This is a genomic window from Streptomyces bluensis, assembly GCF_014650715.1.
Taxonomy (GTDB): Bacteria; Actinomycetota; Actinomycetes; order Streptomycetales; family Streptomycetaceae; genus Streptomyces; species Streptomyces bluensis.
In genome coordinates this window covers 108,546-129,152 of sequence record NZ_BMVM01000007.1, presented here as the reverse complement: position 1 = coordinate 129,152, position 20,607 = coordinate 108,546, and the positions used below count along the sequence as shown (strand labels likewise).

Below are 20,607 nucleotides of genomic sequence, written 5' to 3'. Positions count from 1 at the left end.
TCACTCATTCCTCTCGGTGGAGCGGACGGGCACGGTGGCCCGTCCGGGGAAGCCGGCACCGGGGGACCGCGGGGCGGCGGCGTCCGGGCCGCACGGATCGGTGCGGGGGGATTCGGAGTGGGGGGAGTCGGAGCGGAGGGATTCAGTGCGGGGGGATTCAGCGCGGGGGGAGGCGGAGCCGGGAGAGTCGGAGGGGCGGGGAGAGTCGGTGAGGGGGACGTCGCCCTGGCGGAAGCCGGCGTCGGGGAAGTCGGCGTGCCTGCTCAGTTCGCTCGCGGCGCGTATCGGATCGGTGTCCGTGGCGAGGAGCGCGGCGAGCAGGATGCGTGCCTGGGAGGCGCGGAGTGTGCCGGTGGGCACGGCCCCCGCGCGCACCAGGTCGGCGCCGCCGCCGTTGCCGTACAGCGCGGCTACGGGACCTGCGTGCACCCGACTGGAGAGTGCCACCACGATCCCGGCGCGGGTCAGCCGGGCGATCGCGGCGTACACGTCGTGGTTGGCGTTGCCCGCGCCGGTCGCCTCCAGCACCAGGCCGCGCGCGCCCGCGGCGGCGAACGCGTCCATGGCGATGGCGTCCGAGCCCGGGTAGCAGGCCACGATGTCCACGCGGGCGGCCTCCAGGTCCAGCGCCGAGGGGCCGAGCGCGGGCGGCCGCACCGGCCGGGCGGAGAGCCGGGGCACCCCCTGCGTCACCCGGCCGAGCGGGCCGGAGTCCGGGGCGGAGAACGCCGCCGGCGCGAGCGTGTGGGACTTGCGCGCGCCGCGGGCGGCGAAGATCCGCCCGTCGAAGACGATCAGCACTCCGCAGCCCGCCATCTGCGGTGACGCGGCGACCGCGACCGCGTCGGCGAGGTTGCGCGGACCGTCGGTGTCCCGGTTCGCGGCGTGCCGCTGGGCGCCGGTGAACACCACCGAACGCGGGTCCCGGTGCACCAGGTCGGCGAGGAACGCGGTCTCCTCCAGGGTGTCGGTGCCGTGGGTGACGACCACCCCCGCCACGTCGGGATCGTCCAGTGCCCGGTGCACTTCGCGGACGATGCCGGCCATGCCGCCGGGCGTGAGCAGATAACTGCCGACCCGCGCGACGTCCCGACCCTCCACGGCGACATCCGCCGGGCCGGGCAGCCCGGGCAGCCCGGCGAGCAGCGCCTCCGCACCGTCCGTGGCACGCGCGGCACCACGGCTGTCGGGGCGGGAGGCGATGGTTCCGCCGGTGGAGAGGACGACGACCCTGCGCACGAGGAGACCTCCTGGCCAACTAGAGCAAACGATTGGGCCAAACGTTTGGGTATCTTGCACGCATGGGTGCGTCCGGTCAATGACCTCACTGTTACGATCACGGAAAACGCCGTCCGCACCCGGTGGCGCGCTCACCGGGCACCGGCCATCGGCGGGCCGTCCGGGGGATCAGGCTGGAGGAACCCACCGGAGCCTCGTCACCGCAGGTCAGGCCCTTGCGGCCACCGGCACCGGACGGAACGGGCCTGGACGGAACGGGACCGCACGGAACGGCACCGCACAGGGCGGCACCGCACAGGACGGGAGGGACACGGGCAGCGATGGACCCGCAGCGTCCACAGGTAACCCTGCGCATGTTGGCCGACCGGCTGGGGCTTCATGTCTCGACGGTGTCACGCGCCCTGCACGCCAAGCCCGAGGAGGGCCGGCGTGCCGCGTCCAGTGCCACCATCGCCCGGATCAGGGAACTCGCCGACGAGCTCGGCTACCAGCCCAACCCGCACGCCACGAGCCTGCGGACCCAGCGCAGCAATCTGGTCGGCGTCCTGGTGCCCCGGCTGTCGGACCTGGTGCTCGCGACCGTCTACGAGGGGATCCAGGAGGCGGCGCGCGCCCAGGGGCTGTCCACCTTCGTGACCAACACCAAGGACGAGCCGGACACACAACGGGCCCAGACGGAGATGATGCTGGCCCGCCGGGTCGACGGTCTGATCTTCGGCGACGCCCGTGCCGACGGCGCCCTGCTGGCCGAGACCGCCGCCCGCGGTGTGCCGTTCGTCCTGGTCAGCCGGCACGTGGCCGGGCACACCTCGGTGACCTGCGACGACCCGCTGGGCGGTCGGCAGGCGGCCGAGCACCTTCTGGGCCTCGGGCACCGCGACTTCGCCGTGATCGCCGGCGAGCCCTACGCGAGCACGGGCATCGACCGTACGCGAGGCTTCCTGGAACGCTGCGCCGAGGACGGCGTGACCGTTCCCCCCGACCGGATCGTGCACTCCGCCTTCGACGCCCGGGGTGGCCGAGAAGCCGCCGACCGGGTCCTGGACACCTCCGGCCCACAGCCGACCGCACTCTTCGCCGTCAACGACTTCGCGGCGATCGGAGCCATGGGCGCGCTCCGCGACCGGGGTCTGAGTCCCGGTCAGGACATCGCGGTCGTCGGCTTCAACGACACCCCGCTCGCGGCCGAGTTGCCCATCCCGCTCACCAGCATCCGCTCGCCCATGCACGAGATGGGCCGCCGCGGCCTGGACCTGCTCACCCGCCTCCTCGCCGGCGAGCCCGCCCCCTCGGAACGCCTCGCCCCGACCCTCGTCGTACGGGCGTCCAGCGACCGGCCGCCACGGTCCTGACGCGACCGTTCGCCACGGGCCTGATGTGATCGATCGTTCGCCCCCACTTCGCGATCGTTCGCCCCCTCCTTGCGACCGTTCACCCCCTCCTGGTGACCGCTCGTCCCGCCCCACCGACCGTTCGTCGCGCCCGGCATACCGTTCACCGCATACGGTCGACAAGTTGACGCGTCATGCTTCCCAACACCCTGGCCGGTTCCTATCGTTCGGGATCATGAGCCCCCCTGTAGCACCACCCGGCTGGAGCCGCTGGCTCGTCCCTCCGGCCGCCCTCTCGGTCCACCTCTCCATCGGACAGGCCTACGCCTGGAGCGTGTTCAAGCCGCCGCTGGAGTCCGCGCTCGGTCTCAGCGGAACGCAGAGCGCGCTGCCCTTCCAGCTCGGCATCGTCATGCTCGGCCTGTCCGCCGCGTTCGGCGGCACGCTCGTGGAGCGCAACGGGCCGCGCTGGGCGATGACCGTGGCCCTCGTCTGCTTCTCCTCCGGCTTCCTGATCTCGGCCCTCGGTGCCGCCGTCGAGCAGTACTGGCTGATCGTGTTCGGCTACGGCTTCATCGGTGGTATCGGACTCGGCATCGGCTACATCTCGCCCGTCTCGACGCTGATCAAATGGTTCCCCGACCGGCCCGGCATGGCCACCGGCATCGCCATCATGGGCTTCGGCGGCGGCGCCCTCATCGCCTCGCCCTGGTCCACCCAGATGCTGGAGTCCTTCGGCGCCGACTCCTCCGGGATCGCCCTCGCCTTCCTCGTCCACGGACTGGCGTACGCGGTCTTCATGTCGCTCGGTGTGCTGCTGGTGCGCGTGCCGAGGAGCGAGAAGCCGGTCGACACCGGGCCGGGTGTCCTCGACGGGGTGCAGGTCTCGGCGCGCAGCGCGCTGCGCACCCCGCAGTTCTGGTGTCTGTGGATCGTGCTCTGCATGAACGTGACCGCGGGCATCGGCATCCTGGAGAAGGCCGCCCCGATGATCACTGACTTCTTCGCCGACTCCCCGACACCGGTGTCCGTCACCGCGGCCGCGGGATTCGTCGCGCTGCTGTCGGCGGCCAACATGGCGGGCCGTATCTGCTGGTCGTCCACGTCCGACCTGATCGGACGCAAGAACATCTACCGCGTCTACCTGGGCGTGGGCGCGCTGATGTACCTGCTGATCGCCCTGTTCGGGGACTCCTCCAAGCCGCTGTTCATCGTCTGCGCGCTGGTCATCCTGTCGTTCTACGGCGGCGGCTTCGCCACCGTCCCGGCGTATCTGAAGGACCTGTTCGGCACCTACCAGGTCGGCGCGATCCACGGCCGGCTGCTCACCGCCTGGTCCACGGCCGGCGTCCTCGGGCCGCTGATCGTGAACTGGATCGCCGACCGGCAGGAGGCGGCGGGCAAACACGGCTCGTCGCTCTACGACCTGTCCTTCTTCATCATGATCGGCTTGCTCGTCGTCGGTTTCGTCGCCAACGAGCTGGTCCGCCCCGTCCATGCCCGCCATCACGTCCCCGCACCGAGGGAGGCCACCGCCGATGCCGTCCAGCGACAGCAGCCCGAATCCGCCTGACCGGCGTGCCCTGATCGCCGTCTCCTGGCTGTGGGTCGGGCTGCCGCTCGGCTACGGACTGTACGAACTCGTACGGAAGGCGACGCAGCTGTTCACGGGGTGAGCCGCCGTCGCCGGTCACAGGGGGCGGGCACCGCTGGCCCGCGAACGATTGGACGATTGTTCGGGCGTCCTGGGGAATGACAGAAGCCCACAACCCTGCCGCCCCTTTCCTGTGTCTGTACGTGCACACTTACCCGTGAGTCAGTGATCAGACTGGTGAATCCCGCTACCCGAGGCTACGAGGGGGATCCACCCATGAACGGCACTCGCATCGCCGCCGTCGGCCACTACCAGCCCGCCAAGGTGCTCACCAACGAGGACCTGGCGGGCATGGTCGACACCAGTGACGAGTGGATCAAGTCCCGGGTGGGCATCCGTACGCGTCACATCGCCGGGCCCGACGAGCCCGTCGACGAGCTGGCCTCGCACGCCGGCGCCAAGGCGCTCGCCGCCGCGGGCCTCGCCCCGGGTGCCGTCGACCTCGTCGTGGTCGCCACCTCCACGGCCGTCGACCGCTCCCCGAACACCGCCGCCCGGGTCGCCGCCCGCCTGGGCATCCCCTCCCCGGCGGCCCTGGACGTCAACGTCGTCTGCGCCGGCTTCACCCACGCGCTCGCCACCGCCGACCACGCCGTGCGCGCGGGCGCGGCGAGCCGCGCCCTGGTCATCGGCGCCGACAAGATGTCCGACGTCACGGACTGGACCGACCGTACGACCTGCGTGCTCGTGGGTGACGGAGCGGGCGCGGCCGTCGTCGAGGGCGTCGAGGGCGAGCCCGGCATCGGACCGGTGTTCTGGGGCTCGGTGCCGGAGATGGGGCACGCGGTACGCATCGAGGGAACGCCCCCGAGGTTCGCGCAGGAGGGGCAGAGCGTCTACCGCTGGGCGACCACCCAGCTGCCGGCCGTCGCCCGGAAGGCGTGCGAGCGTGCGGGGTTCGCCCCGGAGGAACTCGCCGCGGTCGTCCTGCACCAGGCCAACCTGCGGATCATCGAACCGCTCGCGGAGAAGATCGGCGCGGTGAACGCCGTGGTGGCACGGGACGTCACCGAGTCCGGGAACACCTCGGCGGCGAGCATCCCGCTGGCCCTGTCCAAGCTGGTCGAGCACGGCGAGATCTCCACCGGGGACCCCGTGCTGCTGTTCGGCTTCGGCGGAAACCTGTCGTACGCGGGGCAGGTCGTCCGCTGCCCGTGAGGCTCCACCGGTCTGGTGGGCCCACTGCCTGTGTGGGCCCCACTACCCATGCGGGCCTCGCTTCCGGTGAGGGCCGCATGACTTTCGACGGCGCCGAATGATCTCTCGGTGATGCAGCCGATGTGACGAGGCCAACTCCCTCCAGGCCTGGCCACTGTGCACCGTAGACTGTAGACGAAAGACAATCCATACTGACGTTCCGGCTGCTGCCGCGCCGCCGTTGCCCTGGAGGGGGACGCGATGTTGTCGACAGGACTGCCACAGGGGGCGGTGCCCAAGCTCGAACGCCCCGGTCCGCTGCGCGACCGCGTGTACGAGGCGCTGCTCGAACTGATCACGACGCGCGCCCTCCAGCCCGGCCAGCACCTGGTCGAGAGCGAGCTCGCGGGCCATCTGGGGGTCTCGCGGCAGCCGGTGCGCGAGGCGCTGCAGCGGCTGAACACCGAGGGCTGGGTCGACCTGCGGCCCGCCCAGGGCGCGTTCGTGCACGAGCCGACCGAGGAGGAAGCCGACCAACTCCTCACGGTGCGCACGCTGCTGGAGGCCGAGGCGGCCCGGCTCGCCGCCGCCCACGCGGACACGGCGGGTATCACGGCGCTGGAGGAACTGTGCGCCGAGGGCGAGAGCGCCGTCGAGGCCGACGACGTGGACGGCGCGGTCGCGATGAACGCCCGTTTCCACGCGAAGGTCATGGAACTCGCGGGCAACACGGTCCTCGCCGAACTCGCCGGCCAGGTCGACCGCCGCGTCCGCTGGTACTACACGCCGGTCGCCCGGCAGCGCGGACAGCAGTCCTGGATCGAGCACCGCGACCTGATCGCCGCGATCACGGCCCGCGACGAGCGGCGCGCCACCGAGGTCATGCGCGCCCACACGGAGCACACACGCAGGACCTACCACGCCCGTCCGCGATCGTAGGTCTCCAGATATCTGCGTGCGCTTGCGGGTGCTGCCGCCGGGCGCGGCCCCGTCGACTCGACCGTCGACGGGGCCGCGCCCGGCGGCCGGTTGAGGACACCCTCCGACCCGCCTTTGTCCTGTGAGTGGAGAAAGTAGTAAGTAATTCGTGCGCAAGTTCTTCCCACTCGCGGCAGCCACTGCTACGTTCCCCTCGAAAGCAAGCCACACATGTGGCTGGAACCCGACGGACACAGGCCGGTTGAGGCGGGGAGGGGCTCGTGAGACGCATGACGGCTCGACCGGCGAACACCCACCAGGCCCGGCTGCTGCGTCTGTTGCGGGACGGTGGACCCAACTCCAGGGCTCAGCTCGGTGACCAGGTCGACCTCTCGCGGTCGAAGCTGGCCGTCGAGGTGGAGCGGCTGCTGGAGACGGGCCTGGTCGTGGCCGACGGACTCGCCGCCTCGCGCGGCGGCCGCCGCTCCCACAACATCCGGCTCGCGCCCGGCCTCCGCTTCCTGGGCGTCGACATCGGCGCGACCTCCGTCGACGTCGCCGTCACCAACGCGGAGCTGGAGGTCCTCGGGCACATCAACCAGCCCTTGGACGTACGGGAAGGCCCCGTCGCCGTCTTCGAGCAGGTCCTGGCCATGGCCGCCAAGCTGAAGGCATCAGGGCTCGCGGACGGCTTCGACGGCGCCGGCATCGGCGTCCCCGGGCCGGTCCGTTTCCCCGAGGGCATTCCGGTCGCGCCGCCGATCATGCCGGGCTGGGACGGGTTCCCGGTGCGGGAGGCGCTCAGCCAGGAGCTCGGCTGCCCGGTCATGGTCGACAACGACGTGAACCTGATGGCGACGGGGGAGCAGCACGCGGGCGTGGCGCGCTCCGCGGGCGACTTCCTCTGCGTCAAGATCGGCACCGGAATCGGCTGCGGCATCGTCGTCGGCGGTGAGGTGTACCGCGGTACGACGGGCAGCGCGGGCGACATCGGGCACATCGTGGCGGTACCGGACGGCCGCCCGTGCGCCTGCGGCAACCGGGGCTGCCTGGAGGCCTACTTCAGCGGTGCCGCGCTCGCCCGCGACGCCACGGAGGCCGCCCAGCAGGGGCTCTCCGCCGAACTCGCGAACCGACTGGAAACCAACGGCTCCCTCAGTGCCGCCGACGTCGCCGCGGCGGCCGCGGCCGGCGACGCCACCGCACTCGACCTGATCCGCGAGGGCGGAAACCGCACCGGCCAGGTCATCGCCGGACTCGTCAGCTTCTTCAACCCGGGCCTGGTGGTGATCGGCGGCGGCGTCACCGGCCTCGGCCACACGCTGCTCGCCGCCATCCGCACCCAGGTCTACCGCCAGTCGCTGCCTCTCGCGACCGGCAACCTGCCCATCGTTCTCGGGGAGCTGGGCCCCGCCGCCGGAGTCATCGGCGCGGCCCGGCTGATCAGCGACCACCTGTTCTCGCCCGCGTAACCCAACTCCAGCAGCCACCGGTCACCAGCACAGCGCCCTGCTCAGCCCTGTTCCACCCTGTTCCACCCTGCTCAGCCCTGCTCTGCCGTGCTCCGCCCTGTCCTCAACACGCCTGCCCAGCAGGCCCATCGCCCTGAAACCGGCCCGCACGCCCGCCAAGGGGAACCGTCATGGCACCAGAACCACCGCTGCTCACCATGTCCGGCATCACCAAGTCGTTCCCCGGGGTCCGCGCCCTGGACGGCGTCGACCTCGACGTCCAGGCCGGCGAAGTGCACTGCCTGCTCGGCCAGAACGGCGCCGGGAAGTCCACCCTCATCAAGGTCCTCGCGGGCGCCCACCAGCCCGACGACGGCACGATCACCTGGCGCGGCGAACCCGTCACCCTGAAGTCCCCGATCGCCGCCATGCGCCTCGGCATCGCCACCATCTACCAGGAACTCGACCTGGTGGAGGGCCTGTCGGTGGCCGAGAACGTCCACCTCGGCCATGAACCCACGGCCGCCGGCTTCGTCGTCCGGGGCAAGGCGGCCAAGGAGTCGACGGCGGCTCTGCTGGGGCGGCTCGGTCATCCCGAGATCGATCCCGCACGCCTCGTCGGTGACCTGTCCGCCGCCCACCAGCAGATCGTCTCCATGGCCCGGGCGCTCTCCCACGACGTACGTCTCATCGTCATGGACGAGCCGTCCGCCGCGCTCGACCCGGACGAGGTCGACAACCTGTTCCGGATCGTGGGCGACCTGACGGCCGACGGGGTGGCCGTCGTCTACATCTCGCACCGGCTGGAGGAGATCCGCCGCATCGGCGACCGCGTGACCGTACTGAAGGACGGGCGCGCCGTGGCGGGCGGGCTGCCCGCGAAGAGCACACCGACGCGCGAGGTCGTGGCGCTGATGACGGGACGCAACGTCGAGTACGTCTTCCCGGAGCGGCCGCCCGCGCCGCCCGCGGACGGCACGCCGGTCCTCCAGGTGCGAGGACTGGCCCGCGACGGCGAGTTCGAGCCCCTCGACCTGGAGGTCCGCCCCGGCGAGATCGTGGGCCTGGCCGGACTGGTCGGATCCGGGCGGTCGGAGATCCTGGAGACGATCTACGGCGCCCGCAAACCGAGCGCCGGTCAGGTCCTCGTCGAGGGGCGGCCGCTGCGCCTCGGCAGCGTACGGGCCGCCGTCAGAGCGGGACTCGGACTCGCGCCCGAGGAGCGCAAGGCACAGGCGCTGCTGATGCTGGAGTCCGTCACCCGAAACGTTTCCGTGTCGTCCATGTCCCGCTTCGCACGCGGCGGCTGGATCGACCGGGGCGCCGAACTCGCGGCTGCGCGGACCGCGACCCGGGAGCTGTCGCTGCGGCCCGACAACCCGTCCGTGCCGGTGCGCACGCTCTCCGGCGGCAACCAGCAGAAGGCCGTCCTGGCCCGCTGGCTGCTGCGCGGCTGCCGCGTCCTGCTGCTCGACGAACCCACCCGCGGCGTCGACGTCGGCGCCCGCGCCGAGCTGTACGCGGTGGTCCGCCGTCTCGCCGACGAGGGCCTGGCCGTCCTGCTGGTCTCCAGTGAGGTCCCCGAGGTGCTCGGCCTCGCCGACCGCGTCCTGGTGCTCCGCGAGGGCCGCGTCGTCCACACCGCGCCCGCCCGCGAACTCGACGAACACCGCGTACTCGACCTCGTCATGGAAGGAAGCCCGGTGGCCAGTGTTGGAAGCCCTGTGGCCGGTGAAGGGAGCCCGGCGTCATGACACAGCACGTGTCCCCGCCCCGGAGCGGAACCGGCAAAGCGACACCCGCCAGTGAACCACCCGCCTGGCGCGCTCTCCTCTTCCGCGCCGACGTCCGCACCTTCTCACTCCTCGGCGTCCTCGCCGCGCTGATCGTCATCGGCGGCATCACCAGGCCCGACCAGTTCCTCGACACCCGCAACCTCCAACTCGTCCTCACCCAGGCCTCGGTGATCGGTGTCGTCACCGTCGGCATGACCTTCGTCATCATCTCCGGCGGCATCGACCTCTCCGTCGGCGCGATCGTCGCGCTCGCCTCCGTGTGGGCGACGACGGTGGCCACGCAGGAGTACGGCTTCGCCGGCATCCTCTTCACCGCGGTGATCGTCGGTGTCGGGTGCGGGCTGGTGAACGGAGTGCTCATCGCGTACGGCGGGATGGTCCCCTTCATCGCCACGCTCGCCATGCTCGCCTCGGCCCGCGGTCTCGCGCTCCTGATCACCGACGGCAAGACCCAGATCGTCACCGTCGACGGCATTCTGAACCTCACCGAACGTGACGCGTACGTGCTCGGCATCCCGCCGCTCGTCCTCGTCTTCGCGGCCGTGACGATCATCGGCTGGCTGGTGCTGAACCGCACGACGTTCGGCCGGCGCACGGTCGCCGTCGGCGGCAACGCGGAGGCCGCCCGCCTCGCCGGCATCGACGTGCGCCGCCAGCGCCTGTACCTCTACCTGCTCTCCGGGCTGTGTTGTGGCATCGCCGCGTTCCTGCTGATCGCACTGTCCGGTTCGGGACAGAACACCAACGGCAACCTGTACGAACTCGACGCCATCGCGGCCGCGATCATCGGCGGCACCCTGCTCAGCGGAGGCCGGGGAACCATCATCGGCTCCGTACTCGGCGTCCTGATCTTCACCACCATCACCAACATCTTCGCGCTGAACAACCTCCAGAGCGACGTCCAGCAGATCGCCAAGGGCGCGATCATCGTCGCCGCGGTCCTGGTCCAGCGACGTACGGCAAGCACGACGACCTGACACGGAAGGGCCCCACCATGGCACACGTCACGAGCCGCAGAGGACTGCTCTTCGGGACCGCCGCCGTCTCGGCCGGCGCCCTCCTCGCCGGCTGCACCAGCAACGAGTCGAGCGAGGAGCCCGCGGCGAACGACCAGCCGGCCGCCGACGACAAGCCCGGCAAGGAGGTCACGATCGGCTTCGCCGGGCCGCAGGCCGACCACGGCTGGCTCAACGCCATCAATGAGAACGCCAAGAGCCGCGCGGAGAAGTACGAGGACGTCACGCTGGAGATCACCGAGGGCTCCAACGACACCGCCCAGCAGATCGGCCAGATCGAGACCCTCATCAACAAGAAGGTCGACGTCCTGGTCATCCTGCCCGCCGACGGCAAGGCCCTCACCCAGGTCGGCCTGAAGGCGATGCGCGCCGGCATCCCCGTGGTGAACCTGGACCGGATCTTCAACTCCCCGCAGGCGTACCGCTGCTGGATCGGCGGCGACAACTACGGCATGGGCCTGAACGCCGGGCACTACATCGGCGAGAAGCTCAAGGACAAGCCGAACGCCCGTGTCATCGAACTCGCCGGTGTCGACAGCCTGGAGCTGACCCGGCAGCGCACCCAGGGCTTCGACGACGCGCTGAAGAACTACCCGAACATCAAGAAGGTGGCCCGGCAGGCCGCCGACTTCACCGTGGAGTCCGGGCAGGCCAAGATGGCCCAGCTCCTCCAGGCGCAGTCGAAGTTCGACGCGCTGTGGAACCACGACGACGACCAGGGCGTGGGCGCGCTGCGGGCCATCGAACAGGCCGGACGCGACGACTTCCTGATGGTCGGCGGCGCGGGCGCCCTGTCCGCCTTCCAGGCCATCAAGAAGGACGACGGCGTCCTCAAGGCGACCGTGCTCTACCCGCCGACCATGGCGGCGTCCGCGATCGACCTCGCCCGTGCCCTCGGCCAGGGCAAGGGTGTGGGCGGTCTCGCCGAGTTCGAGATCCCGGCCTCGCTGACGCTCTACTCGGCGGTCGTCGACAAGGACAACGTCGACCAGTACATGTCCACCGGCTTCAAGTGATGCGCCCTGCTCCGCGGGTCCGACCGGTGTGACCCGCGAACCAGGACACACCGGTCCGACCGGTGTGACCCGCGGACCAGGACAGACCCCCCACCGCGCCATGACGAACGAGGAGGACCTCCGTATGGGACAGCCGCAACAGCCCGACGAAGCCGAGGCAGGTGCCGCGACGCCGGCCACGGCCGGGGCGGCGGTCACGGCCGAGGCGGACACCGGGGCCGGGGACGGCGCGGGCGCGACCGTCACCAAGCCCTCGCTCGGCGTCGGCATGGTCGGCTACGCCTTCATGGGCGCCGCCCACTCCCAGGGCTGGCGCACCGCGGGCCGCGTCTTCGACCTGCCGAGCCGTCCGGTTCTCGCCGCGATCTGCGGCCGGGACGCGACCGCCGTACGCGCGGCGGCCGACCGGCACGGCTGGGCGGCGGCCGAGACCGACTGGCGCGCCCTGATCGAACGCGACGACGTCGACGTCGTCGACATCTGCACCCCCGGCGACAGCCACGCCGAAATCGCTCTGGCCGCGCTCGCCGCGGGCAAGCACGTGCTGTGCGAGAAACCCCTGGCGAACACCGTCGCGGAGGCCGAGGCGATGGCCGAGGCGGCCGAAGCGGCGTACGGGCGCGGCCAGTTGGCGATGGTCGGCTTCAACTACCGCCGGGTGCCCGCCACCGCCCTGGCCCGGCGGATGGTGGCCGAGGGCCGGCTCGGCACCCTGCGGCACGTACGGGTGACGTACCTTCAGGACTGGCTGGTGGACCCGGAGTTCCCGCTCACCTGGCGGCTGCGCAAGGAGTCGGCCGGCTCCGGCTCGCTCGGCGACCTGGGCGCGCACATCGTCGACCTCGCCCAGTGTCTGGCGGGGGAGCAGCTCGCCGGGGTGTCCGCGCTCACCGAGACGTTCGTACGTCAGCGGCCGCTGCCTGTCGGCGCCACCAGCGGCCTGTCCGCCGGGTCGTCCGCCGGCACCGGGCAGGTCACCGTGGACGACGCGGCCGTGTTCACCGGCCGCTTCACCTCCGGCGCCCTCGCGTCCTTCGAAGCCACCCGTTACGCCACCGGACGCAAGAACGCCCTGCGCATCGAACTCAACGGCGAGCGCGGCTCCCTGGCCTTCGACCTGGAACGCCTCAACGAGCTCGCCTACCACGACGCCACGGAACCCGGGGAACACGCCGGTTTCCGCCGTATCCTCGTCACCGAACCCGACCACCCCTACCTGGACGCCTGGTGGCCGCCGGGGCACGGTCTCGGTTACGAGCACACCTTCATCCACCAGGCCCGCGACCTCGTCCACGCCATCGCCGAGGGCCGCCGCCCCGAACCCTCCTTCGCCGACGGGCTGCAGGTCCAGCGGGTCCTCGCGGCGGTCGAGGAGAGCGCCGAGAAGAACTCCGTCTACACACCCATCCCGGTCTGAGGAGGGCTCAGAGCATGCCGCGCACCTTCACACTCTTCACCGGCCAGTGGGCGGACCTGCCCCTGGAAGAGGTCTGCCGCCTCGCCCGGGACTTCGGCTACGACGGCCTCGAACTCGCCTGCTGGGGCGATCACTTCGAGGTCGACAAGGCCCTTGCGGACCCCTCGTACATCGCGTCGCGCCACCAGCTTCTCGACAAGTACGGCCTGAAGTGCTGGGCGATCTCCAACCACCTGGTCGGCCAGGCCGTCTGCGACGCCATCATCGACGAACGCCACCAGGCGATCCTGCCCGCCCGCATCTGGGGCGACGGCGAACCCGAGGGCGTACGGCAGCGGGCCGCCGCCGAGATGGCCGACACCGCACGGGCCGCCGCGGCCTTCGGCGTCGACACCGTCATCGGCTTCACCGGCTCGGCGATCTGGCATCTCGTCGCCATGTTCCCGCCCGCCCCCGAGTCCATGATCGAGCGTGGGTACGAGGACTTCGCGACGCGCTGGAACCCGATCCTCGACGTCTTCGACGCACAGGGCGTCAGGTTCGCGCACGAGGTCCACCCCAGCGAGATCGCCTACGACTACTGGACCACCCAGCGTGCCCTGGAAGCCGTCGACCGGCGACCCGCGTTCGGGCTGAACTTCGACCCCTCGCACTTCGTCTGGCAGGACCTCGACCCGGTCGGCTTCCTGTGGGACTTCCGCGACCGGATCTACCACGTCGACTGCAAGGAGGCCCGCAAACGGCTCGACGGACGCAACGGCCGCCTCGGCTCCCACCTGCCGTGGGGTGACCCGCGCCGCGGCTGGGACTTCGTGTCGGCCGGTCACGGTGACGTCCCCTGGGAGGACGTGTTCCGGATGCTGCGCTCCATCGACTACCAGGGACCCGTCTCCGTCGAGTGGGAGGACGCCGGCATGGACCGGCTCCAGGGCGCTCCCGAAGCCCTGACCCGTCTCAAGGCCTACGACTACGAGCCGCCGTCGGCCTCGTTCGACGCGGCGTTCGGCGGCAACGACTGAGCGACCCCGCTCAGCACGTTCCCCACAGGTGTCTCCGGGATGACGGCGCATCCCGGGGCACCGATCCCTCCGGGGATCCCTCCGGGGTGACGGCGCACCCCGGCGTTTCGCACACACCCGTGCACCCCCGTACGACCAGCCCCTTCCTGGAGGCATCTCGTGCACCCGTACGACAACATCAGGGACCACACCAGCCGTACCAGACGACCAACGATCCGTGGGGCACTCGCGCTGCTGAGCGGCCTGCTGCTCGCGGGCGCGTCCCTCTCCCTCACCGCACCCACGGCCGGCGCAGCCGTCGCCGAGCAGGGTGCCGCCGCCCCGGCGGGCGCCGCCGCGGCCGAGGACTTCCAGCAGGTCACCCTCGCCAAGGGCGAACCCGAGGTCGGCGAGCCCATGTCGCTCGCCGTCCTGCCCGACCGCTCGGTCCTGCACACCTCGCGCGACGGCGCCCTCCGCCTCACCGACGCCGCGGGCAACACCAGGCTCGCGGGCAAACTCGCCGTGTACGCGCACGACGAGGAAGGACTTCAGGGCGTCGGCGTCGATCCCGGCTTCGCCGACAACCGCTTCATCTACCTCTACTACGCGCCCCCGCTGGACACCCCGGCGGGCGACGCGCCCGAGACCGGCACCGCCGCCGACTTCGCACCCTTCGACGGCGTCAACCGCCTCTCCCGCTTCGTCCTGAAGACCGACGGCACGCTCGACACCGCCAGCGAGACGAAGATCATCGACATACCGGCGTCACGCGGCCTGTGCTGCCACGTCGGCGGCGACATCGACTTCGACAAGGACGGCAACCTCTACCTGTCGACGGGCGACGACACCAACCCGTTCCAGTCGGACGGCTTCACGCCCATCGACGAGCGCGCGAACCGCAACCCGGCCTTCGACGCCCAGCGCACCTCGGGCAACACCAACGACCTGCGCGGCAAGCTCCTGCGCATCAAGGTGAACGCCGACGGCTCCTACAGCGTCCCCGAGGGCAACCTCTTCCCGCCGGGCACGGACAAGACGCGCCCCGAGATCTACGCGATGGGCTTCCGCAACCCGTTCCGCTTCAGCGTCGACAAGGAGACGGGCATCGTCTACATCGGCGACTACGGCCCCGACGCGGGCGCGGCGAAGCCGGAGCGTGGCCCCTCCGGACAGGTCGAGTTCAACCGTGTGACGAAGGCCGGCAACTTCGGCTGGCCGTACTGCACCGGCGACAACGACGCCTACGTCGACTACGACTTCGCGACCGGCGCCTCCGGCTCCGCCTTCGACTGCGCCGCCCCGAAGAACACCTCGCCGAACAACACCGGGCTGACCGAGCTTCCCCCGGCCCAGCCCGCCTGGATCCCCTACGACGGCAACTCCGTACCGGAGTTCGGCGACGGCTCCGAGTCCCCGATGGGCGGCCCGGTCTACCGCTACGACGCCTCGCTGGACTCCCCGGTGAAGTTCCCGGAGGCCTACGACGGCGACTTCTTCGCCGGTGAGTTCGGCCGCCGCTGGATCAAGCGGATCACGTCGGACGCGGACGGAACCGTGCAGTCCATCAACCCCGTCCCCTGGAGCGGCACTCAGGTCATGGACATGGCCTTCGGGCCGGACGGCGCCCTGTACGTCCTCGACTACGGCATCTCCTGGTTCGGCGGCGACGAGAACTCCGCCCTGTACCGCATCGAGAACGCCACCGACGGCCACTCGCCCGTCGCCCAGGCGACCGCCGACCGTACCTCGGGACAGACGGGGCTGAAGGTCCGCTTCTCCTCGGCCGGGACCTCCGACGCGGACGGCGACGCGCTCACCTACAGCTGGGACTTCGGCGACGGCGGCACCTCGACCGCGGCCAACCCCACGTACACGTACAAGAAGAACGGCACCTACACGGCGACCGTCACCGCCAAGGACACCACCGGCCGCACCGGCAGCGCGAGCGTGCAGATCGTCGTCGGCAACACCGCGCCCACCGTGACGCTGGAACTCCCCGCGGACGGGCAGTTGTTCAGCTTCGGCGACGCCGTGCCGTTCAAGGTGAAGGTGACCGACGCGGAGGACGGCAGCGCGGTCGACTGCTCGAAGGTGAAGGTCAGCTTCGTCCTCGGCCATGACAGCCACGGCCACCCGCTGACCTCGGCCAACGGCTGCTCCGGCACCATCCAGACCAGCGCCGACGGCGGCCATGACGAGGACGCCAACATCTTCGGGGTCCTCGACGCCGAGTACACCGACCTCGGCGGGGGCGGGCAGGCCCCGCTGACCACCCACGACCAGAGCGTCCTCCAGCCCAGGCACCGCCAGGCGGAGCACTTCAACGACTCCTCCGGCGTGACGATCCAGTCCAAGGCCGGCGCGAACGGAGGCAAGACGGTCGGCGACATCTCGAACGGCGACTGGATCTCCTTCAAGCCGTACGTGCTGTCCAACGCCACGAAGATCACCGCGCGGATCTCGTCCGGCGGCGCGGGCGGCAAACTGGAGGTCCGGGCGGGCTCCCCGACCGGCCGGGTGCTCGGCACCGCGACCGTGCCCGTGACCGGCGGCTGGGAGAACTTCCAGGACGTCAGCGCCGGCCTGTCGCGCGCCCCGCGTGACACCACCACGCTCTACCTGGTCTTCAAGGGGAGCGGCAGCGGCGGCCTGTTCGACGTGGACGACTTCACCTTCACAACGTCTTCGGCCGGCTGAGGGGGCTGTTATGAGAGCAAGCGAACGACTGGCGACCGCTGTGGTCGGCGCCGCGCTGCTGATCGGGTGCGTTTCGGGGCCGGCGATGTCGCAGGGCTCCGGGACGGGAGCGGCGGCGTCGCAGGACACGGGGTCCGGCGCCGATACCGGTGCTGCCGCTCGTGCGGAGAGCCGGGTCCTGGTCTTCTCCAAGACCGGTGGCTTCCGCCACGACTCGATCCCCGAAGGTATCGCCGCCGTGAAGGAACTGGGCGCCGCCCACGGCTTCGCGGTCGACGCCACCGAGGACGCGGGCGCGTTCACCGCGCGCAACCTCGCCCGGTACGACGCCGTGGTCTTCCTGTCGACCACGGGTGACGTCCTGAACGAGACCCAACAGGGCGCGTTCGAACGGTACGTCCGGCGCGGCGGGGGATACGTGGGCGTCCACGCGGCCGCCGACACCGAGTACGACTGGGCCTTCTACGGCGGGCTCGCCGGGGCGTACTTCCAGTCGCACCCGGCGATCCAGCCCGCCACGGTCGACGTCGAGGACCGGGCCCACCCGGCCACCTCGGGGCTGGAAGCCACCTGGAACCGCACGGACGAGTGGTACAACTACCGCTCCAACCCGCGCGAGAGGGCCCACGTCCTCGCCTCGCTCGACGAGTCCTCGTACACCGGCGGCACCATGAACGGCGACCACCCGATCGCCTGGTGCCAGGAGTACCAGGGCGGGCGCGCCTTCTACACCGGAGGCGGCCACACCAAGGAGTCGTACGCCGAGCCCGCCTTCCGGCAGCACCTGCTGGGCGGGATCCGGTGGGCGACCGGTGAGGCACAGGCCGACTGCCGCCCGGAGAACGGCTACAGGTCGCTGTTCGACGGCACCACGGAGTCCCTGTCGGCGTGGCGGCAGGCGGGGCCGGGTTCCTTCGAGCTGAGCGACGACGGCACGCTGACGTCGTCGGGCGGCCTCGGCATGCTCTGGTACGCCGCTTCCGGCTTCGGGTCGTACTCGCTGAAACTCGACTGGAAGATGGCCAGTGCCTCCGGCGACGACAACTCGGGTGTCTTCGTGGGCTTCCCGGCCTCCGACGACCCGTGGTCGGCCGTGAACAACGGCTATGAGATCCAGATCGACGCCACCGACGTACCCGAGCGCACGACCGGCTCGGTGTACAGCTTCCAGTCCGCCGACATCAAGAAGCGCGACCGTGCGCTGAACCCGCCGGGGGAGTGGAACACGTACGAGATCCGCGTCGAGGGCGAACGGCTGCGCGTCTGGCTCAACGGCGTGCAGATCAACGATTTCACCAACACCGATCCGGTCCGGAGCCTGCGTGACGGTCACGTCGGCATCCAGAACCACGGCGCCGAGGACCGGGTGTCCTTCCGCGACATCCGGATCAAGGAACTGCCCGCGCGGACCGCGGCCTCCGCGGCTCCGTCGCCGGGCGACTGAACGGCGGCGGGCGGGGGACGCCGGACTCCCGCCCGCCGTCCCCCTCTCACCGGTTTCGCCCCTCTCACCAGTGATCGCCGATCTCAGGAGTTTTCGCCGAGGTGCGCGTACGACAAGGAGGTCGCTCATGACCGTGTCCCCGTCCGTGTCCCCTTCCGTGTCTCGTTCCGAGCCCCGGGTGGGGGTCTGGCTGATCGGAGCGCGTGGCTCCGTCGCCACCACCGTCGTCGCGGGGTGCGCGGCCGTCACAGCGGGCCTGAACGCCCCGACGGGCATGGTCACCGAGACCCCGCTCTTCGCCGGCACCGACCTGCCCGCCCTGTCGTCCCTGGTGTTCGGCGGCCACGACACCCTGGACTGCCCGCTGCCGAAACGCGCGGAGGCCCTGGCCGCCGGAGGTGTCCTGCCCCACGGCCTTCCCTCCGCGATCTCCTCCGAACTGACCGCGGCCGACCGCGAGATCCGCCCGGGCGGTCCGCTGCCGGGCGACACCCGTGAGCCGACCGAGCTGATCGACGCCTTCACCACGGACATCCGGGACTTCGTACGGCGCCACGCGCTCACCCGGGCCGTCGTGGTGAACGTGGCCTCCACGGAACCCGCCCCCACCGGATCAGCCCTCCCTCCGAGCTCCCTGTACGCGGCGGCCGCCCTGCGCGCGGGCTGCCCCTACGTCAACTTCACTCCTTCGACGGGTCTGCACCACCCGGCACTCGCCTCGCTCGCGGCCGCCTCCGGCCTGCCGTACGCGGGCCGGGACGGCAAGACCGGCCAGACGCTGCTGCGCTCGGTCCTCGGGCCGATGTTCGCCCAGCGCGCCCTGACCGTTCGCGCCTGGTCCGGTACGAACCTCCTCGGCGGCGGAGACGGCGCCGCCCTCGCCGACCCGGCCGCCGCCGCGGCGAAGAACGCCGGCAAGGAGCGGGTGCTGGCGGACACCCTCGGCGGGGCGCCGGAGGGCGAGACCCACATCGATGACGTCCCCGCCCTCGGCGACTGGAAGACCGCCTGGGACCACATCGCCTTCGACGGCTTCCTCGGCACCCGCATGATCCTCCAGACCACCTGGCAGGGCTGCGACTCGTCACTGGCCGCCCCTCTGGTCCTCGACCTGGCCCGCCTCACGTCCCGCGCCCACGAAGCGGGCCTGACCGGCCCTCTCACCGACCTCGGCTACTACTTCAAGGACCCCGTCGGAGACGGCCCGTCGGCCCTGGGGGAGCAGTACACGGCCCTGGCGGGGTTCGCGGGACGGTTGCGGGAGCTTCGGGGGGAGCGGGACGCGCGATGACGAGGGCCAGGACCAGGACGAGGAGCTGTATGAGAACCGGGACCACGACAGGGGCAAAGCCGAAGCCGGAGCCGGAGCCGGAGCCGGAGGCAGATACGAAAGCGAAGGCGAACACGAAGACGAACACGAAGGCGAAGGCGAAGGCGCGGATGAAGGGCCGGGCGCGGGCCTGGGCCGAACTGCTGCGACTGCCCGCCCTGTTCACCGTCCCCGGCGATGCCCTCGCGGGCGCGGCCGCCGCAGGCGCCGCCCACCCGAACTCCCGTACCCTGCTCGCCATCGGCTCCTCCCTCTGCCTGTACGAGGCGGGCATGGCCCTGAACGACTGGGCCGACCACGCCGAGGACGCCGTCGAACGCCCACACCGCCCCCTGCCCTCCGGCCGCGTACACCCCGCTTCCGCACTCGCGGCGGCGGGTGCGCTCACCGCCGCCGGCCTGGCCCTGGCCGCCCGCGCAGGCCGCCCCGCCCTCACCGTCGCCGTACCCCTGGCGGCCACCGTCTGGTCATACGACCTCACCTTGAAACGCACCCCCGCCGGCCCGCTGACCATGGCCGCCGCCCGCACACTCGACCTCCTCCTGGGCGCAGCCGCCACCACCGGCACCACCCGCGCTGCCCGCGCCGCCCTCCCTTCCGCACTGGCTCTCGGCGCCCACACGTTCGCGGTGACCACGGTGTCCCGCCGCGAGACACAGGGCGGCTCCTCCTTGGCCCCCCTGGCCGGCCTGGCAACGACGGGGATACTGGCCTGGCGACTGACCCGTGGACACACGACAGAGCGCCCCACAGCGGGTCCCAGTCCTTCGGCCGACGCCTCTGTTCTGGGCCTGGGCCTGGGGCTGAGGCCGGCCCGGTCAGCTGACGCGGACGGCCCCGCCCGCATCCACCCGACCAGCCTGCCGGGCCCGGCCACGCTGCCCAGCCCGCCGGGTGGCGAGGACCGCGGCCTCGGTGCGGCCCTGCACACGGCCCTCGCCGTCACCTACGCGGCGACCACCGCCCGCCCCTTCTTCCACGCCACCCTGAACCCGTCACCCCCGCTCACCCAACGCGCCGTCGGCTCCGGCATCCGCGCCCTCATCCCCCTCCAGGCCGCCCTCACGGCCCGCGCGGGCGCGCCGGGCGTGGCCCTGCTCACCGCCGCCCTCGCCCCGGCCGCACGCAGCTTCGCGAGGAAGGTGAGCGTCACGTGACCG

General features: G+C 71.4%; 16 protein-coding genes. 15 read left to right on the top strand and 1 reads right to left on the bottom strand.

Features of this window, described 5'->3' with window-relative positions; all coding sequences use genetic code 11:
• Entirely contained in the window at positions 1-1,239 is a 1,239-nt protein-coding gene (locus IE262_RS19255; protein WP_229877338.1) for an asparaginase, read from the bottom strand.
• 353 nt (positions 1,240-1,592) lie between these two features.
• Here IE262_RS19255 and IE262_RS19250 point away from each other — a divergent pair, with 353 nt between their 5' ends.
• From IE262_RS19250 to IE262_RS19180, 15 genes are all read left to right on the top strand, one after another.
• A complete protein-coding gene (locus IE262_RS19250) occupies positions 1,593-2,591 on the top strand; it encodes a LacI family DNA-binding transcriptional regulator (RefSeq protein ID WP_229877337.1) in 999 nt (332 codons plus the stop codon).
• 214 nt (positions 2,592-2,805) lie between these two features.
• Complete coding sequence (locus tag IE262_RS19245; RefSeq protein ID WP_134027910.1) at positions 2,806-4,143, top strand: OFA family MFS transporter; 1,338 nt, start codon at positions 2,806-2,808, stop codon at positions 4,141-4,143.
• Positions 4,109-4,246 (top strand): MFS transporter small subunit, encoded by a 138-nt coding sequence (locus IE262_RS19240; RefSeq protein ID WP_166681483.1) that lies wholly within the window; start codon positions 4,109-4,111, stop codon positions 4,244-4,246. Before IE262_RS19245 ends, IE262_RS19240 begins: the two co-directional genes overlap by 35 nt.
• 194 nt (positions 4,247-4,440) lie before the next feature.
• Positions 4,441-5,382: a beta-ketoacyl-ACP synthase III gene (locus IE262_RS19235; protein ID WP_134027908.1), complete on the top strand. Its 942-nt coding sequence runs from the start codon at positions 4,441-4,443 to the stop codon at positions 5,380-5,382.
• Positions 5,383-5,622: 240 nt separating this feature from the next.
• Positions 5,623-6,300, top strand: coding sequence for a GntR family transcriptional regulator (locus IE262_RS19230; protein ID WP_189875120.1), 678 nt, complete (start codon positions 5,623-5,625; stop codon positions 6,298-6,300).
• Positions 6,301-6,569: 269 nt separating this feature from the next.
• Positions 6,570-7,751, top strand: a complete 1,182-nt coding sequence (locus IE262_RS19225) for an ROK family transcriptional regulator (RefSeq protein ID WP_134028962.1) — start codon at positions 6,570-6,572, stop codon at positions 7,749-7,751.
• 170 nt (positions 7,752-7,921) lie between these two features.
• Positions 7,922-9,484, top strand: coding sequence for a sugar ABC transporter ATP-binding protein (locus tag IE262_RS19220; RefSeq protein WP_134027903.1), 1,563 nt, complete (start codon positions 7,922-7,924; stop codon positions 9,482-9,484).
• Positions 9,481-10,503, top strand: a complete 1,023-nt coding sequence (locus tag IE262_RS19215; RefSeq protein ID WP_189875118.1) for an ABC transporter permease — start codon at positions 9,481-9,483, stop codon at positions 10,501-10,503. Before IE262_RS19220 ends, IE262_RS19215 begins: the two co-directional genes overlap by 4 nt.
• Positions 10,504-10,520: 17 nt before the next feature.
• Positions 10,521-11,558 carry a substrate-binding domain-containing protein gene (locus tag IE262_RS19210; RefSeq protein WP_134027899.1) on the top strand — a complete coding sequence of 346 codons (1,038 nt, stop codon included), beginning with the start codon at positions 10,521-10,523 and terminating at the stop codon, positions 11,556-11,558.
• A gap of 124 nt (positions 11,559-11,682) precedes the next feature.
• A complete protein-coding gene (locus tag IE262_RS19205) occupies positions 11,683-12,975 on the top strand; it encodes a Gfo/Idh/MocA family protein (protein ID WP_189875116.1) in 1,293 nt (430 codons plus the stop codon).
• A 14-nt stretch (positions 12,976-12,989) separates the two neighbouring features.
• A complete protein-coding gene (locus IE262_RS19200) occupies positions 12,990-13,994 on the top strand; it encodes a sugar phosphate isomerase/epimerase family protein (RefSeq protein ID WP_134027895.1) in 1,005 nt (334 codons plus the stop codon).
• Positions 13,995-14,153: 159 nt separating this feature from the next.
• Positions 14,154-16,673 carry a PQQ-dependent sugar dehydrogenase gene (locus IE262_RS19195; RefSeq protein WP_189875114.1) on the top strand — a complete coding sequence of 840 codons (2,520 nt, stop codon included), beginning with the start codon at positions 14,154-14,156 and terminating at the stop codon, positions 16,671-16,673.
• 10 nt (positions 16,674-16,683) lie between these two features.
• A complete protein-coding gene (locus IE262_RS19190; RefSeq protein ID WP_189875112.1) occupies positions 16,684-18,117 on the top strand; it encodes a ThuA domain-containing protein in 1,434 nt (477 codons plus the stop codon).
• Positions 18,118-18,244: 127 nt separating this feature from the next.
• A complete protein-coding gene (locus IE262_RS19185) occupies positions 18,245-19,408 on the top strand; it encodes an inositol-3-phosphate synthase (RefSeq protein WP_189875110.1) in 1,164 nt (387 codons plus the stop codon).
• A gap of 149 nt (positions 19,409-19,557) precedes the next feature.
• A complete protein-coding gene (locus tag IE262_RS19180) occupies positions 19,558-20,604 on the top strand; it encodes an SCO3242 family prenyltransferase (protein ID WP_229877359.1) in 1,047 nt (348 codons plus the stop codon).
• Positions 20,605-20,607: the final 3 nt, after the last annotated feature.